Annotated in this window: 12 protein-coding genes, 4 pseudogenes and 1 other annotated feature; of the genes and pseudogenes, 10 read left to right on the top strand and 6 right to left on the bottom strand. The window is 65.5% G+C overall.

The window, feature by feature from the left end; all coding sequences use genetic code 11:
- Positions 1-173: 173 nt before the first annotated feature.
- Genes EOW65_RS20085 through EOW65_RS20075 form a run of 3 tightly spaced genes read left to right on the top strand, consistent with a single transcriptional unit; the run spans position 174 to position 1233 of the window.
- Positions 174-746 (top strand): FAD-dependent oxidoreductase, encoded by a 573-nt coding sequence (locus EOW65_RS20085; RefSeq protein WP_206363993.1) that lies wholly within the window; start codon positions 174-176, stop codon positions 744-746.
- Positions 704-898 (top strand): hypothetical protein, encoded by a 195-nt coding sequence (locus EOW65_RS20080; RefSeq protein ID WP_206363992.1) that lies wholly within the window; start codon positions 704-706, stop codon positions 896-898. Before EOW65_RS20085 ends, EOW65_RS20080 begins: the two co-directional genes overlap by 43 nt.
- Complete coding sequence (locus tag EOW65_RS20075; RefSeq protein WP_206363991.1) at positions 886-1233, top strand: NAD(P)/FAD-dependent oxidoreductase; 348 nt, start codon at positions 886-888, stop codon at positions 1231-1233. Before EOW65_RS20080 ends, EOW65_RS20075 begins: the two co-directional genes overlap by 13 nt.
- Positions 1234-1270: 37 nt before the next feature.
- On the opposite strand, the pseudogene EOW65_RS00065 reads toward EOW65_RS20075, so the two are convergent.
- The 3 pseudogenes from EOW65_RS00065 to EOW65_RS00055 all read right to left on the bottom strand — a co-directional run.
- A pseudogene (locus EOW65_RS00065) lies at positions 1271-1572 on the bottom strand (integrase core domain-containing protein); the annotation flags it as partial.
- 4 nt (positions 1573-1576) lie between these two features.
- Positions 1577-2979, bottom strand: a pseudogene (locus EOW65_RS00060) (IS30 family transposase).
- Positions 2978-4037: pseudogene (locus EOW65_RS00055) on the bottom strand (IS3 family transposase); the annotation flags it as partial. The pseudogenes EOW65_RS00060 and EOW65_RS00055, both read right to left, overlap by 2 nt.
- Positions 3637-3755: a sequence feature (AL1L pseudoknot), on the bottom strand. (Overlaps the previous pseudogene by 119 nt.)
- A 263-nt stretch (positions 4038-4300) precedes the next feature.
- Between EOW65_RS00055 and EOW65_RS20345 the strand changes: the two are divergent.
- Both EOW65_RS20345 and EOW65_RS20340 read left to right on the top strand, forming a co-directional pair.
- On the top strand, positions 4301-4837 hold the full coding sequence (locus tag EOW65_RS20345; protein ID WP_128147004.1) for an NAD(P)-dependent oxidoreductase: 537 nt from the start codon (positions 4301-4303) through the stop codon (positions 4835-4837).
- 5 nt (positions 4838-4842) lie between these two features.
- On the top strand, positions 4843-5412 hold the full coding sequence (locus EOW65_RS20340; RefSeq protein WP_128147003.1) for an NAD(P)-dependent oxidoreductase: 570 nt from the start codon (positions 4843-4845) through the stop codon (positions 5410-5412).
- Between the two features lie 227 nt (positions 5413-5639).
- Here the strand turns inward: EOW65_RS20340 and EOW65_RS00040 are convergent, their stop codons facing one another.
- The gene (locus tag EOW65_RS00040; RefSeq protein WP_164879941.1) at positions 5640-6203 is read right to left on the bottom strand and encodes a TetR/AcrR family transcriptional regulator; all 564 of its coding nucleotides are present in this window, start codon (positions 6201-6203) and stop codon (positions 5640-5642) included.
- Positions 6204-6319: 116 nt separating this feature from the next.
- On the opposite strand from EOW65_RS00040, the gene EOW65_RS00035 reads away from it, so the two are divergent.
- The 5 genes from EOW65_RS00035 to EOW65_RS00015 all read left to right on the top strand — a co-directional run bounded on the left by EOW65_RS00035 (position 6320) and on the right by EOW65_RS00015 (position 12924).
- The gene (locus EOW65_RS00035) at positions 6320-7384 is read left to right on the top strand and encodes an HlyD family secretion protein (RefSeq protein ID WP_128147234.1); all 1065 of its coding nucleotides are present in this window, start codon (positions 6320-6322) and stop codon (positions 7382-7384) included.
- A complete protein-coding gene (rbbA, locus tag EOW65_RS00030; RefSeq protein WP_128147001.1) occupies positions 7381-10095 on the top strand; it encodes a ribosome-associated ATPase/putative transporter RbbA in 2715 nt (904 codons plus the stop codon). The genes EOW65_RS00035 and rbbA overlap by 4 nt, the downstream gene beginning before the upstream one ends.
- Positions 10096-11208 (top strand): ABC transporter permease, encoded by a 1113-nt coding sequence (locus EOW65_RS00025; RefSeq protein ID WP_128147000.1) that lies wholly within the window; start codon positions 10096-10098, stop codon positions 11206-11208.
- A 1009-nt stretch (positions 11209-12217) separates the two neighbouring features.
- A complete protein-coding gene (locus tag EOW65_RS00020; RefSeq protein WP_128146999.1) occupies positions 12218-12748 on the top strand; it encodes an ASCH domain-containing protein in 531 nt (176 codons plus the stop codon).
- Positions 12745-12924 carry a hypothetical protein gene (locus EOW65_RS00015; protein ID WP_128146998.1) on the top strand — a complete coding sequence of 60 codons (180 nt, stop codon included), beginning with the start codon at positions 12745-12747 and terminating at the stop codon, positions 12922-12924. The genes EOW65_RS00020 and EOW65_RS00015 overlap by 4 nt, the downstream gene beginning before the upstream one ends.
- A 2-nt stretch (positions 12925-12926) precedes the next feature.
- On the opposite strand, the gene EOW65_RS00010 is transcribed toward EOW65_RS00015, so the two are convergent.
- Together EOW65_RS00010 and EOW65_RS00005 are read right to left on the bottom strand one after the other, a co-directional pair.
- Positions 12927-13106: a hypothetical protein gene (locus tag EOW65_RS00010; protein WP_128146997.1), complete on the bottom strand. Its 180-nt coding sequence runs from the start codon at positions 13104-13106 to the stop codon at positions 12927-12929.
- Positions 13107-13193: 87 nt separating this feature from the next.
- Positions 13194-14396 (bottom strand): annotated as a pseudogene (locus EOW65_RS00005) (IS3 family transposase).
- Between the last annotated feature and the right edge of the window lie 96 nt (positions 14397-14492).

Here is a 14492-nt window from a genome sequence, read left to right as displayed (position 1 = left end):
GCAAACTCGAAACATGTCGTCGCCATCGCCGCGAGCATCGTCGGGGCCACAACCGCGCTTCGCCTCGTGCAGGAAGGGCACCGCGTCCCCCTGATCGAGCCGGGCAGCCCGGCGGAACCCAGGCCGCGAGCCACGGCAACGGCGCCTTTCTCAGCCCCGCGTCGATCATCCCGATGTCGGGCCCGGGTCTGTGGAGGCAGGTGCCGGGCTATCTGCTCGACCCGACCGGCGCGCTGACGATCCGCTGGCGTTACCTGCCGCGGCGGCTGCCCTGGCTGTGGCGCTTCCTGCTCTCGGGCTTCACCGCGGCCCGGATCGAGCGCACCGCCGCCGCGCTGTCGCAGCTTCTGCGCGACGCCCCCGCACGCCATGCCGCACAGGCCGAGGCGATCGGCCGGCCCGATCTGATCCGCCCCGACGGGCTGATCTATGCCTTTGCCGACCGCACCGCCTTCGAGACCGAAGCGCTGAGCTGGGGGTTGCGGCGCAAGTTCGGCGTGCAGATGCGCGAGCTTGACGCGGCCGAGCTGCACCGGCGCCTGCCGGCGCTCGCCCCCACCTATCACTTCGCGATCGAGCTGAGCGAGGGTGGGCATTGCACCGATCCGGGCGGCTATGTCACGGCGCTCGTCGAGGCGGCGATGCAACGCTGCGCCCCACCGCGGCCACCGGCCTTGCGATCGAGAACGGCCGGCTGCGCGCGGTGCGCACCGCCGCGGGAGAGATCCCCTGCGACGCCGCGGTGATCGCCTCCGGCGTGTGCTCGAAACCGCTTGCCCGGACGGCGGGCGACCGCATCCCGATGGAAAGCGAGCGCGGCTATTACGTCGAGATCGCCGATCCCGCCGTCGATCTTGCGGTGCCGGTGATCCGCAAGACGGCAAGATGGCGAATGTGATGACCAGCGGCGGGTTGCGGGCCTCGGGTCAGGTCGAGCTTGCCTCGGACGACGCCGCGCCGGACTGGCGCCGCGCCGACATCCTGCTTGGCCATCTCAAGCGCACCTGGCCCGGACTGGCCCGCCCCGAGACCGACGGCAAGGTGCGGCGCTGGCAGGGCAACCGCCCCTCCACCCCGGACGGCAAGCCGGTGATCTGCGCCGCGCGGGACTGCCTGCAGGTCATCCACGCCTTCGGCCACGGCCATATCGGCCTCTCTTTCGCGCCGATGACCGCCGAGATCATCGCCGCGCCGATCGACGGTCGTGCGCCGCCGATCGACATCGCCCCCTGAACCGCGCCAGGTTTGCCGGAGGCTGATTGGGGTTGAGTTACGCGGCCATGTCTTCAGTTTCCAGAACGGCGTAGAAGTTTGCCTCCGCTTCCGCCGGCGGGATGTTCCGATCGGTTCGAGCAGGCGGCGGTTGTTGAACCAGTCGCCCCATTCGAGGGTGGCATATTCAGCGGCCTCGAAGCTCCGCCACGGCCCGCGTCGATGGATGACCTCCGCCTTGAAGAGACCGTTGATCGTCTCCGCCAAGGCGTTGTCGTAGCTGTCGCCGACGCTGCCCACGGATGGTTCGATGCTGGCCTCACCCAACCGCTCGGTGTAGCGCATGGACAGGTATTGGGCAGATTCAACCGGTCGTCGCAACACCTTCGATCATATCCTGTTTGAGCAGCCGGTCGAGAGCCTCTGCCGGTGTTTGCCACCCCAGCGTTTTCCGGGGGCGCGTGTTCAGCGCTTGGGCAACGGCGCTGAGCTCTTCGGCACCATGCTGGCTGAGATCCGTGCCCTTGGGGAAGTATTGGCGGAGCAGACCGTTGGTGTTCTCGTTGCTGCCGCGTTGCCACGGGCTCTGAGGGTCGCAGAAGTAGATCTCGAGACCGGTATCGATCCGAAGCTGCGCGTGTTGGGACATCTCAGCCCCCTGGTCCCAGGTCAATGAGCGACGCAGGTGGGCAGGCAGGCTGCTGATCGTCCCTGCGATGGCATCCCGGACGGCCTCGGCACCGTGGCCGGCAAGGGCTGGCCCATTCTTGACAGACTTGCCCGTCCCGTGTCCCTCCATGCGCGGCACGTGCAGGAGCATGGTGAAGCGGGTCGTGCGTTCGACCAGCGTGCCGATCGCCGAGCTGCCGAGACCGAGAATGAGGTCGCCTTCCCAATGACCAGGAACAGCCCGGTCATCGATCTCCGCCGGGCGGTCGCTGATCATCAACGCGTCGGCAATGAAGGCCTTGCCGCGGTCCGGGCTCGTTCGCGAGGCAACCTGAGGGCGCGGCCAGAGCGGAGACAGGCTGAGAGTTCTCGCCTCAGTGCCCCACGTCCTTGAATGTATAGCGCCTGATAGATGGCTTCATGGCTGATGCGCATGGTCGGATCCCCGGGGAAGTCCACCTTCAGGCGCTGCGAGATCTGCTCCGGACTCCAGGCAGATGACCAGCGTCGGCTTTGCCGGAGAACGGCCCGCCGTCCTTTCCATACCACGACGGGTCCTTCGAAGGCGATGCCGTCCGGTGTGGCAATGAGGCCGGAGAGCCGTTCCTGCACGTAGTCGCGCAGGACGGGGGTGACTGCGAGCCTGCTGATCTTTGGACGCTTGGCCGCACGATCCGCATGCCATTGCGCGGCAATGGCCCGATAGTCGAACTCTCCGCTGCGCGTCGCCGAGTTGCACCTGATCTCACGCGAGATCGTGCTGGGTGACCGGCCCAGCTTGCGCGCGATTGCCCGCACGCCGGTGCCGCGAGCGCATTCGAGGGCTATCTCCTCGCGTTCCACGAACGAAAGGCCACGGTGCTCCGGCACAGGAGCCGATGGCGCGAGATGTGTAGGAGGCATTCCGCCAGAACTCCGAAACCATCGGGTTCCGACCGGAGCGGAAACTCCCGCTGCAACAGCGGCTTCTTCGCTGGACAGCCCCGCTGCAATTTCCCGCCAGAACCGGTACAGATGCTCACGCCGCCAGACTGGCGGCCGACCTGGCGAGGATAATTTCCGTCGCGTCGAACGCTCCGACTTCCGTCTTCCTGACATCAACAACACCTCCAATAGCGGGGTGTTGCGACGACCGGTTGAATCTGCCTTGCGACCCGCGGTCGGAATGGTGGACGAGCCCCGCGCCCTTGACCGTGCGTCAATCGTGAACAGCCTGTTCGAGGGCATCAAGCACGAAGCCTGCGTGGGCTGTTTGGCTCGCCCGCCAGCCGACGATCTTGCGGGCATAGGCATCGATGACGAAGGCGACATACACAAACCCCTTCCAGGTGGCGACGTAAGTGAAATCGCTGACCCAGAGCATGTTCGGCGCAGGCGCGCGGAACTGCCGGTTCACCTTGTCCAGCGGGCACAAGGCCTTCTTGTCGGGGATCGTCGTGCGGTGTGGCTTGCCCCGGATGATGACTTGAATACCATTCGCTCATTGTCCTCGGACCAATGGCGGACAAGGGCTCATTCCTTCATCAGCCTGGCGACTGTGCAACGGGCGACATCGAAGCCTTCCCGATCCAGCTGACGCCAGACCTTGCGCACGCCGTAGACGCGCCAGTTCTCTTCGAAGACACGCTCGATCTCGGGCCGCAGGGCTGCGTCGCGCCGGGTGCGATCCGACAATCGGGCCGGATCGGCCCGCTTCGCCAGGTGATCGTAGTAGGTGGACGGGGCGATCGGCGTTCGCCGCCGGGCTTGAACCAATGGCGCCTTCGGCGGCTCACCCTGCAGATCGGCTCGACCCCGTGCTTCCCTCGCTGATCGTCGATGAACCCCACCATCACTTCGACCGGCGGTCGAGCTCCGCCATGGCAAAATATGCGCTCGCCTTGCGCAGGATCTCGTTCGCCTGGCGCAGTTCCCGGTTCTCCCGCTCCAGCGCCTTCATCTTCTCGGCCATGTCGCTTGAAATGCCAGCGCGCTGCCCGCTGTCCACCTCGGCCTTCTTGACCCACTCGTTCAGGGGCTGCGGCGCACAGCCGATCTTCGCGGAAATCGACATGACTGCCTGCCAGCGCGATCCATGCTGACCCTCATTGTCGAGAACCAGGCGCACCGCACGTTCGCGCACTTCGGGGGGGAAACTTGTTCGTCGTCTTGCCCATGATGCTCCATCCTGCTCAGGAGTTGGAGCCTTCGGCAAACCCGGAGCGGTTCAAGGCTCGATCGGGCAGCCGCTTCGGCTGAACCCCGTTTCTTCCGCGCCCCTTCCCCGCCTCCGGCCGCCCTCCCCGCGGCCCGTGTCCTCACCCCTGAGACCAGGATATTGCCATGACCAAACATGACACGATGACCTCCCTCCTGCCGGCCAAGGACAGGCTGCACATCCTTTTCGCCCACGGCGCCTATGACATGAAGCCGATCTTCGATGCCCGCGGCAGCGGCATCACCACGGCGAAGGTCTCGGGCGAAGGTCTCGCCCCACGCCGATCTGGCCGCGGCGCTACCAGAGGCGGATGTGCTCGTCGTCTCCGGCCTGTGGAGGAACGACCTGCTCGCCCATGCGCCGAAGCTGAAATACATCCAGTCGGTCAGCTCGGGGACGAACCAGAACGACAAGGCGGCCTTCGCCGAGCGCGGTATCCGCCTTGCCTCGGGTCAGGGGATGAACAAGAATGCGGTGTCCGAACATGCGATCGGGCTGCTGCTCTCGCTCACCCGCCGCCTGGCGCTCGCCCGCGACAACCAGTCGGCAAAGATCTGGCGCCCCGAGCAGACCGACCCGATGGCACGCGAGGAGGAGCTGCCCGGCAAGGTGATGGTGATCCTCGGCACCGGCGGCATCGGCGACCGGATCGCACGCATCGCCAAGGCCTTCGACATGCGGGTGATCGGTCTGCGCCGCGCCCCGGCCAAGGGCAAGGGCAAGGGCCGGCCGACGAGATCCGCAGCTTCCGTGACCTGAAGGCAGTGCTGCCCGAGGCCGATGGCCTCATGCTGAGCTGCCCGCTCACCGAGGAAACCGCGAACCTGATCGATGCCGCGGCGATCGCCCTGATGAAACCCACCGCGCAACTCATCAACGTCGCCCGCGGCGGCTGCGTCGACGAGCCCGCACTGATCGCGGCGCTGGCCGGGCACTACAGCCACCCCGAGACCCCCGTTTGCCCCGGGCCCGGCACAACGCCCGAACACCGCGACCTCGTCGCACGCGAGATCGCCGCATTGCGTGGGGAGATCGGCCGGGGCGGCCTGCTCGAAGCCGTGATCCGCGCCCTGACCTGGAGGATCAGCATGCGCCGGCAGCAGATTGACGAGCGCCGGTTCAATCTCGCCTTCGAGCTCAAGCCCGCGCGGCGGACATTGCCGGTCGGGAGTTTCCGCACCGTCGTGCGGCGGCAGATGGGGATCATGATGCTCGATGCCGAGGCCGGGCCGCACGAACACCTGCGGCTGCAACAAATGGTGGCACTGCTACGCTCCTGCCAACCGGGACCGGAGTCCCCCGCGTCACCCCACACGACCGGAAACCCGGCATGAGACGACCCGTTCTCATCCTGACGGGCCGGACCTTCGATTCCGCAGCCCGGGCGGTGATTGCCCGCAAGATGTTCAACGCGGCACAGCTTCTGCCGCTTGCCAGTCTCTTGCGGCGCGCGTTGTTCCACCACCTCCGCAACCGGATGGGTTTCGGGGCCGATCTGCTGCTGTCGCGGTTCCTGGGCGGGACCCCGACCAGCCCGGCGCTCCTCACCGCCGCCCGGCACTCAGGCCAAAAGCCGCATCATCGCGTCGTAAACCGCCGCGCGCAGTTCCTCATCAGGGGTCGAGGCGAGCGGCTCGATCCCGAGCGCATTGCGCTGCGTCACCGTGCCGAACAGCAGGCTGATCGCAAGCATCACCCGCATCGTCATCTCCCCCCCGAACTTGGCGATCATCGGTTCGTGGAACCGGGCGATGCTGAGCTCGCGCAGGATGTCGCGGGTCTCGGCATTGGTGCAGGAGCGCAGGACCAGGTCAATGGGCCCGGCCTCGCCGTTGGTGCGCGGGTTTCTTGCCGTCATCTGCTCGCACAGGCGGCGGATCACGCCTTCCCGCGTGACCGGCTCCGCGAAGACCGCATCGAAGTCGAACCCCGCTTCCAGCGCCTGGCGGAACAGACCGACCTTGGAACCGAAGGCGCGGTGCACATAGGCGACGTCCACCTGCGCGTCCCGGGCGATGTCGCGCAGGCTGACCTCGGAGAATGTCTGGCACGAAAACCGCGAGATCGCCACGTCGAGGATTCGCTGCCGCGCGGGACGTTCGTCATGCCCCGGTTTCATCTCCATCTGTCCTCTCCTTTTCACGATCCCGCCAGTCAACATCAGTTGACAAGGACCGCCGCGCCCTTATGGTCCCAGCTGTGGATTTTTCAGCCACCGCATTAACAGAGTTGCGCATGATGATGAAGCTCGACAGGAAATGGATCTGGACGGCGCTGGCTGTCGCCGTCTGCGGGGCGGGCTGGTATGGCTGGCAAACTTTAAAAACGCCCCCCCTGCCCGCCGGGATCGCCTCTGGCAACGGCCGGATCGAGGCGACCGAGGTCGACATCGCCGCGCTCTCCAGCGGCAAGATCGCCGCGATCAAGGTGCGCGAGGGCGATTTCGTGCACCGCGACGACGTGCTGGTGCAGATGGATGTGGTCCAGCTTCTGGCACAGAAGCGGCAGGCCGAGGCGCAGCTGCGCCGGGCCCGGATCGGCGTGGACACGGCAACGGCACTGGTCGCTCAGGCCGAGGCACAGCTGCGCGCGGCAATCGCGCAGGTCGACCAGGCACAGGCGGTGCTGGATGCCGCAGTGCTGCGGCTGAACCGCTCGGAGCAGCTGGTCAAGAACAGCACCCTGTCGCAGCAGACGCTGGACGACGACCGTGCCAGCGAACGTCAGGCGCGCGCCGGCCTCGCCTCGGCGCAGGCTTCAGTGGCCGCCGCCGAGGCCGGGGTCGGGTCGGCGAAGGCGCAGGTGGTCGACGCCGAGGCAGCGGTCGATGCGTCGCAGGCGACGATCGATTCCGTGACCTCCTCACTCGATGATGCCACCCTGGAATCGCCGCGCGACGGGCGCGTGCAATATCTGGTGGCGCAGGAGGGCGAGGTGGTCTCCGCCGGAGGGCGGGTACTCAACCTCGTCGATCTGAGCGATGTCTACATGACCTTCTTCCTGCCGACCTCGCAGGCGGGCAAGGTGCGCGCAGGATCCGAGGTGCGGCTGGTGATGGATGCCGCGCCCGGTTACGTCCTGCCCGCGACGGTGTCCTACGTCGCCGATGTGGCGCAGTTCACACCGAAGACGGTCGAGACCGCCGAGGAGCGCGAGAAGCTGATGTTCCGGGTCCGCGCCCGGATCGACCCGGCGCTGCTGCGCGAATACATCGACTATGTGAAGACCGGCCTGCCAGGCATGGCCTATGTCCGGCTTGACCCGTCGGTGGACTGGCCCGCCTCGCTTGCGAATGTGGTGAAATGAGCGCCCCGGTCGCCTCGGTCGCGGGGCTGACACTGCGCTACGGCGCGGTGACGGCGCTCGACGGCGTGACACTCGACATTCCCGCCGGCCGGATGGTCGGGCTGATCGGTCCCGACGGGGTCGGCAAGTCGAGCCTGCTGTCGCTGCTTGCCGGTGCGCGGCAAATCCAGCAGGGGAGCGTGAGCGTTCTGGGCGGCGACATGGCCGACAAGGGCCACCGCGGCCGGATCTGCCCGCGCACCGCCTATATGCCGCAGGGCCTCGGGAGGAACCTCTATCCGACGCTGTCGGTGCAGGAGAACCTCGATTTCTTCGGCCGCCTGTTCGGTCAGGACGCCGCGGAACGCGAGCAGCGGATCTCCGGCCTGCTGGCAGCCACCGGCATGTCGGCTTTCCGCGACCGGCCGGCGGCGAAACTTTCGGGCGGGATGAAGCAGAAGCTCGGCCTGTGCTGCGCGCTGATCCACGACCCCGATCTGCTGATCCTCGACGAGCCGACGACCGGCGTCGATCCGCTGTCGCGACGCCAGTTCTGGGACCTGATCGACACCATCCGGGCCTCCCGCCCGACGATGAGCGTGATCGTCGCCACCGCCTACATGGAAGAAGCGGCAGATTTCGACTGGCTGGTGGCGATGAACGCGGGCGCGGTGCTGGCGACCGGCACCACGGCCGAGCTGTTGCAGCGCACCGGCGCGACCACCCTCGATGACGCCTTCATCGCGCTGCTGCCCGAGGAGGCGAAGGCCGGCCACAGCCGCGTCGTCATCCCGCCGCGCGCGGCGAGCGGTGAGGTGGCGATCGAGGCCGAACACCTGACCATGCGGTTCGGCACCTTCACTGCGGTCGACGACGTCAGCTTCCGTATCGAAAAAGGCGAGATCTTCGGCTTTCTCGGCTCGAACGGCTGCGGCAAGACCACCACGATGAAGATGCTCACCGGCCTTCTGCAACCGACGGAAGGGCGCGCCAGACTGTTCGGCCAGGAGGTCGATCCGACCGACATGGCCGTGCGCCGCCGCGTGGGCTTCATGAGCCAGGCCTTTTCGCTCTATGGCGAACTGACCTGCCGCCAGAACCTCGACCTCCACGCCCGGCTGTTCAAGCTCGACCCGGACCGCATCCCGGCGCGGGTCGAAGAGATGATCGCGCGTTTCGGACTTGCAGAAGAGGCCGATACCTTGCCCGGGGCACTGCCGCTTGGCATCCGCCAGCGGCTTTCGCTTGCGGTGGCGATGATCCACGGCCCCGAAATCCTGATCCTCGACGAACCCACCTCGGGCGTCGATCCGGTTGCGCGCGACAGCTTTTGGCAGATCCTCGGCTCGCTGTCGCGGCAGGACGGCGTGACGATCTTCATCTCGACCCATTTCATGAACGAGGCGGCGCTGTGCGACCGGATCTCGCTGATGCACGCCGGGCGTGTGCTGGTGAGCGATACGGCGCAGGCGATCACCGCCTCAAGAGGGGCGACGACGCTGGAGGAGGCCTTCATCACCTATCTCGTAGAGGCGATGGGGGAAAGCGCGGCGGCCCCCGCGCCCGTCGCCGCCCCCGAAACGACGTCGCTTCCCTCCGTGCGCAGCTTCAGCCTGCGCCGCCTGCTCAGCTATTCGCGACTGGAATCGTTGCAGCTTCGGCGCGACCCGATCCGGCTGACGATGGCGCTGCTCGGCTCGGTCCTGCTGATGTTCGTCATCGGCTACGGCATCAACATGGATATCGAGAACCTCAATTTCGCCGTCCTCGACCGTGACCAGACCAACACCAGCCGCGATTACATCCTCGACATCTCCGGTTCGCGCTATTTCGCCGAACAGCCACCGCTCAGCAATTACGACGAAATGGATGCACGCATGCGCAGTGGCGAGCTCAGTCTGGCGATCGAGATCCCGCCACATTTCGCCGAGAACATTGCGCGCGGGCGCGACGTCGAGGTTGGGGCCTGGATCGACGGCGCCAACCCGACGCGAGCCAATACCGTGGTAGGCTATGTGCAGGGCATCCACGCGGCATGGCTGACCCGCCAGGCGCGCGCGCTTTACGGCGACGCGGCGGTGCAGGGCAATTTCGAACTGGTCACCCGCTATCGCTACAATCCCGACATCAAGAGCATCGTCGCCATCGTCCCCGCGGTGATGCCGCTGCTGCTGCTGATCATCCCGGCGATGCTGACGACGCTGAGCGTCGCGCGCGAAAAGGAACTCGGCTCGATCACCAATTTCTATGTCACACCGGTGACGCAGCTCGAATTCCTGCTGGGCAAACAGCTTCCCTATGTCTTTCTGGGGATGCTGAATTTCGCTCTGCTGATGGCGATGTCAGTAATATTGTTCGGCGTGCCATTCCGCGGCAGCCTGCCGTCACTGACGCTGGCGGCCTTCCTGTACGTGCTGAGCACCACGGCGATCGGCCTGTTGGTTTCGGTGTTCATCTCGAGCCAGGTGGCGGCTCTGTTCGCCACCGCGCTCTTCACCATCATTCCCGGCGCGCAATATTCGGGCCTGATAGACCCGGTCTCGGCACTGAGTGGCGCCGGGCGGATGATCGGCGAACTCTATCCGACGACCTGGTTCATCGTCGCCGCGCGGGGCACCTTCTCCAAGGGGTTGGGCATCGGAGATCTGACCCAGGCGTTGCTGATGCTCACCGTCGCTGTGCCGGTGTTGATCGGCCTTGCCGCCACCTTCCTGCGCAAACAGGAGCGGTGAATGGACCTGCGCAATGTCTGGCAGCTTGGGGTGAAGGAGTTGCGCGGCCTGCTCCGCGATCCGGTCATGCTGGTGCTGATCGTCTATTCCTTCTCGCTGTCGATCTATTCCTCCTCGAAGGCGATGCCGGATGCGTTGTCGAGCGCGGCGATCTCGATCGTGGACGAGGACCGTTCGCATCTCTCGGGACGGATCTTCGACGCCTTCTACCCCCCCTATTTCGTGCCCCCGAACCGGATCACCACCTCGGAGATGGACCGCCGGATGGATGCCGGGCTCGATACCTTCGCGCTTGACATCCCGCCCGATTTCGAACGCGACGTTCTGGCGGGCAAGGTCCCCGCGATCCAGCTCAACGTCGATGCCACACGGATGAGCCAGGCCTTCACCGGCAACAGCTACATCCAGCAGATCGTGACCAGCGAGATTTCCGAATATGTCGCGCGTTACCGCGCGGCCGGCAGCCTGCAGGTCGGCCTGACGCTGCGGGCGCGCTATAACCAGAACCTCGATCCGGTCTGGTTCGGCGCGATCAACAACGTCGTGCAGGCGATCATGATGCTGTCGATCGTGCTCACCGGCGCCGCGCTGATCCGCGAGAAGGAACATGGCACGATCGAGCATCTGCTGGTGATGCCGATCACCGCCGGAGAGATCATGCTCTCCAAGGTCTGGTCGATGGGGCTTGTGGTGCTGATCGCCTCCGGTCTGGCGATTGCCTTCGTGGTGCAGGGGCTGCTGGCGGTGCCGATCCTCGGTTCGGTCGGGCTGTTCATGGCGGGGGCGGTGCTGATGCTCTTCGCGATGACGGCGCTCGGCATCTTCCTCGCCACCGCCGCGGGCTCGATGCCGCAGTTCGGCCTGCTGATGATGCTGGTCATGCTGCCGCTGCAGGTGCTGTCGGGCGGTCTGACGCCGCGCGAAAGCATGCCTGAGCTGATCCAGAACATCATGCTTCTGGCGCCGACGACGCATTTCATCATGTTGTCGCAGTCAATCCTGTTCCGCGGCGCCGGGTTTGCGGTAGTCTGGCCGCAGTTCGCCGCGCTCGCGGCGATCGGCGCGGTGCTGTTCTGGCTGGCACTCGGGCGGTTCCGGAAATTCCTGCAATGAGGTGCAGACCCCTCATCCCCGTGCAGTCTGCCTGCGGCGAGGCGCACCCGACGCCCAAGCCCTGCCACGCCGACATGCGCGTGACGCCCGCACCGCCGCGGCCGGCAGGGACTGCCCGGCCCCCGTATGCCTGCGGCCCCGAACGGACGGCGGGGCCGGATCGCACAGACGGTGTCCTTGATCCCCGCCCCCTTTGAGAAATGCCCCGCGCCTGATCGTCGGCCACGGTGCCGTCGGTGCACCACGACGCCAACCGGCTGGCAACATGGGGCCCGGCGCCCCCAAGGATGACAAGACCATGCCGGCCGTGATCGCAGCGGGCCCCCGTCAAAAGGCCGACCCGGCATGGAGACCGGATCGGCAGGGGGGATGCTTGCCTCGGGGGAGGCCGCCGCGACGGGCGTGATCGCGCCCTCTGACGGAGATCTGCGCTCCATCACGTCCGTCGCAACACCGAGAAAGATACAGCAGCAATGTCAAATGTCAACAATCGTTGACTCCTTGTTTTCCAATGCACTATCACAGCTCTACGCGCATCGTCTCGGCGTTGGGGCGACGGTTTTCCCGGCACGTCTCACCGTCCGGAGCCATGCACGGGAGAGGCCAGGATGAGCCCGGCCCCACCGCGATCCGGAAATCCTGCGATACCGCAGCGAAACCGTGGGGCACTGCTGATCTGGCCGGAGAAGAACACCCAATGGCGCGCGCCGCAGCCAGAGCGCAAGGCCGTCATCGCCCCCTTGCCTCATAAGGGCAAGGAAGACCTCCGCGAAACTCGGGGCTCTTCCCTCTTCTCCGTCCGTTTCCGCAAAGTCAGGCCGATTTACGAATTGGAAAGCAGTATGAAAACCCGCACCACATACCACCGCAGGGTGAGGTCGACGCGCCCGATGACCTCTACAAGCAGGGCTGGCGCACCGCGAAGTGGCGCGATGACATTGACACCGAACGCTTGGCGGAGATCGGAAGCGCGGCATGATCCGTTCATATCCGGACCTCCCCAGTCAGGGTGCAGTCGATCCGCCAGCCGTGGGCATGGGCCGTCTTCCATGCCGGAAAAGGCGAGGAAAACCGCAACCGGAGCGCCAGCTTCCGAGGGCCGGTCTGCGTCCATGCCGCGATGATCGATGCGCTGATGCGCCGGGAACGGGGCCGGCAGAAGGCTGGAAAAACCCGTGCCACGCGGACGAGCACGACCGGTGCCGGCCCGCGACCTCAGGAGAGAACGACGATGACCGATAAAATCGGGGACTTTACCGATCTGATCACAGCCGGGGAAGCGAACGCCCCTGATCCGGCGCTCCGGGCGCCCGCCGTTCTGGCGGAGCTGAGCGCGATCATCGGGCAAGAGGCGCGCCTCGGCAAAAAGAGCACCCGCGTTCCGGGAAAACAGGTCACCGTCAGAGGTTCCTCAGCCGAATTCAATGTGGCTGGTGTCTATGAGGCTGTTGTGGGCGCGGGCTGTCGGCTCAACACCCGCAGCGAAGACCGTCAATTCGCCGACGTCTGGTTCGAGATCCGTTGCGGGGATGGTGAATGATGGGCACGTTCCTGTTCTATCTTGGGGCGCTGCTCGGCATCATGGCAATGGTCGTGCCTCTGGTGTACGGAGTGCAGCTTCCAGCGGATACCATCGCACAGAGCTATGGGGCGGCGCTGTTCTGGATGGTCTTCGGCCTCGGGGTTCACTTCCTGCACATCAGGAAGAGAAAGTGACGTTAGGTCATCTGCCGGACGCCACAGAACGGCGAGTCCGGGAACTGCTTGTCGATCAGCAACATGAGGTCGAGGTTCATTTCCGTCTCGCCCTGAGGGGTGTCGTAGAACGACGACCGTGAGATCGCCAGCAGACGGCACTGCACGCCGACCGACAGGCTGGGCTGGTTCTTCTCGACCATAGCGTTCGGGATCGGCCTCGAACCAGTGGCAACTCGCCTCCTCATCACTTGCCAATCCAGGTGACCTGCCCCCCTGAGAGTCCGCGTTTATGAGTTCGCTCTGTTCAGGTTTTGGTCTTCTCTTGACCGTTGGTGATACTCCCACGGGGTGAGCCCGTCGAGGCTCGAGTGTGGGCGATGATGGTTGTAGTCGTCCCGCCAGGCAGTGATCAGAGCCCTTGCGTGGCGTAGGTTGGCAAACAGGTGTTCGTTGAGGCACTCGTCCCTCAGGCGGCCGTTGAAGCTCTCCACGAAGCCGTGTCTCGCATGGGTTTGCCCGGCGCGATGTAGTGCCACTCGACCTGGCGCTCCTCTCGCCACTTCAGGATCGCGTTCGAGGTGAGCTCAGTGCCGTTGTCGGAGACCACCATGCAGGGATCCCCCGCATCTCGGCGATCCGGTCCAACTCTCGGGCAACACGGTGGCCCGACAGCGAGGTGTCGACCACCGAGGCCAAGCATTCCCGGCTGAAGTCGTCGATCACGTTCAGGATGCGGAACCGGCGCCCCTCGGAGAGCGTGTCGGACACAAAGTCGAGCGACCAGCGCTGGTTCGGCCCCTGCGGGATCGCCATCGGCGCCCGTGTCCCGAGCGCCCGTTTGCAGCCGCCTCGCTTGCGCACGGTCAGCCCCTCTTCCCGGTAGATCCGGTAGAGCTTCTTCCAGTTCACGGCCCAGCCCTCGCGCTGCAGCAAGATGTGCAGGCGTCGACAGCCGAACCTTCGGCGCTCACTGGACAGCTTGAGCAACCGAGCTCGCAGCGCCTTGTCCTCGCCCATCTTCGGCTCGCGCCGATACACACGCGGATCGGGCCCGGCCAGGGCACAAGCCCGCCTTTGGGAATAGCTCTTCTCTTTTATAGCCCAGTCCACGGCACGTCTCCTCGAACTGGGCTTCAGAAGCGTCCGCAGGCTCACTCGAACGCATGGCGTTCGCCTGCTCCCATTCCCAGCATCTCCTTCAGCGTGGCTACATCGAGCATTTGCTCGGCCAGCATCTTCTTGAGCTTGGCGTTCTCAGCCTCCAGCGCCTTCAGTCGCCGGGCGTCCGACACTTCCATGCCGCCATACTTCGACCGCCAATTATAGAACGTCCCGTCGCTGATCCCGTGCTTGCGGCACAGCTCCTTCGCCCCAAGCCCTGCCTGGTGTTCCTTCAGGACGCCAATGATCTGCTCTTCGCTGAATCGGCTCTTCTTTGTAAGCGTTGCATGCAGCACGACCTTGATGCTGTAACCGCCCCCCGACGGCATCTGTGTGCCAAGGTGGGTTTGCGAGGATCCACAAAGGAGAGCGGTCATGTCGGAGATTATCACGGTCGGGCTCGATCTGGCGAAGAATGTGTTTCA

Source organism: Paenirhodobacter ferrireducens, from assembly GCF_004022265.1.
Lineage (GTDB): Bacteria > Pseudomonadota > Alphaproteobacteria > Rhodobacterales > Rhodobacteraceae > Rhodobacter > Rhodobacter ferrireducens.
Note: the sequence above shows the minus strand (reverse complement) of the source record. Positions and strands in the feature narration are given on the sequence as shown.

Coding starts and splice junctions, on each gene's coding strand:
- EOW65_RS00015 (WP_128146998.1), top strand. CDS start 12,745: ATGATGGGCACGTTCCTGTTCTATCTTGGGGCGCTGCTCGGCATCATG.
- rbbA (WP_128147001.1), top strand. CDS start 7,381: ATGAGCGCCCCGGTCGCCTCGGTCGCGGGGCTGACACTGCGCTACGGC.
- EOW65_RS00010 (WP_128146997.1), bottom strand. CDS start 13,106: ATGGTCGAGAAGAACCAGCCCAGCCTGTCGGTCGGCGTGCAGTGCCGT.
- EOW65_RS20085 (WP_206363993.1), top strand. CDS start 174: ATGTCGGGCCCGGGTCTGTGGAGGCAGGTGCCGGGCTATCTGCTCGAC.
- EOW65_RS00025 (WP_128147000.1), top strand. CDS start 10,096: ATGGACCTGCGCAATGTCTGGCAGCTTGGGGTGAAGGAGTTGCGCGGC.
- EOW65_RS00035 (WP_128147234.1), top strand. CDS start 6,320: ATGAAGCTCGACAGGAAATGGATCTGGACGGCGCTGGCTGTCGCCGTC.
- EOW65_RS00040 (WP_164879941.1), bottom strand. CDS start 6,203: ATGGAGATGAAACCGGGGCATGACGAACGTCCCGCGCGGCAGCGAATC.
- EOW65_RS20345 (WP_128147004.1), top strand. CDS start 4,301: ATGCCCGCGGCAGCGGCATCACCACGGCGAAGGTCTCGGGCGAAGGTC.
- EOW65_RS20075 (WP_206363991.1), top strand. CDS start 886: ATGGCGAATGTGATGACCAGCGGCGGGTTGCGGGCCTCGGGTCAGGTC.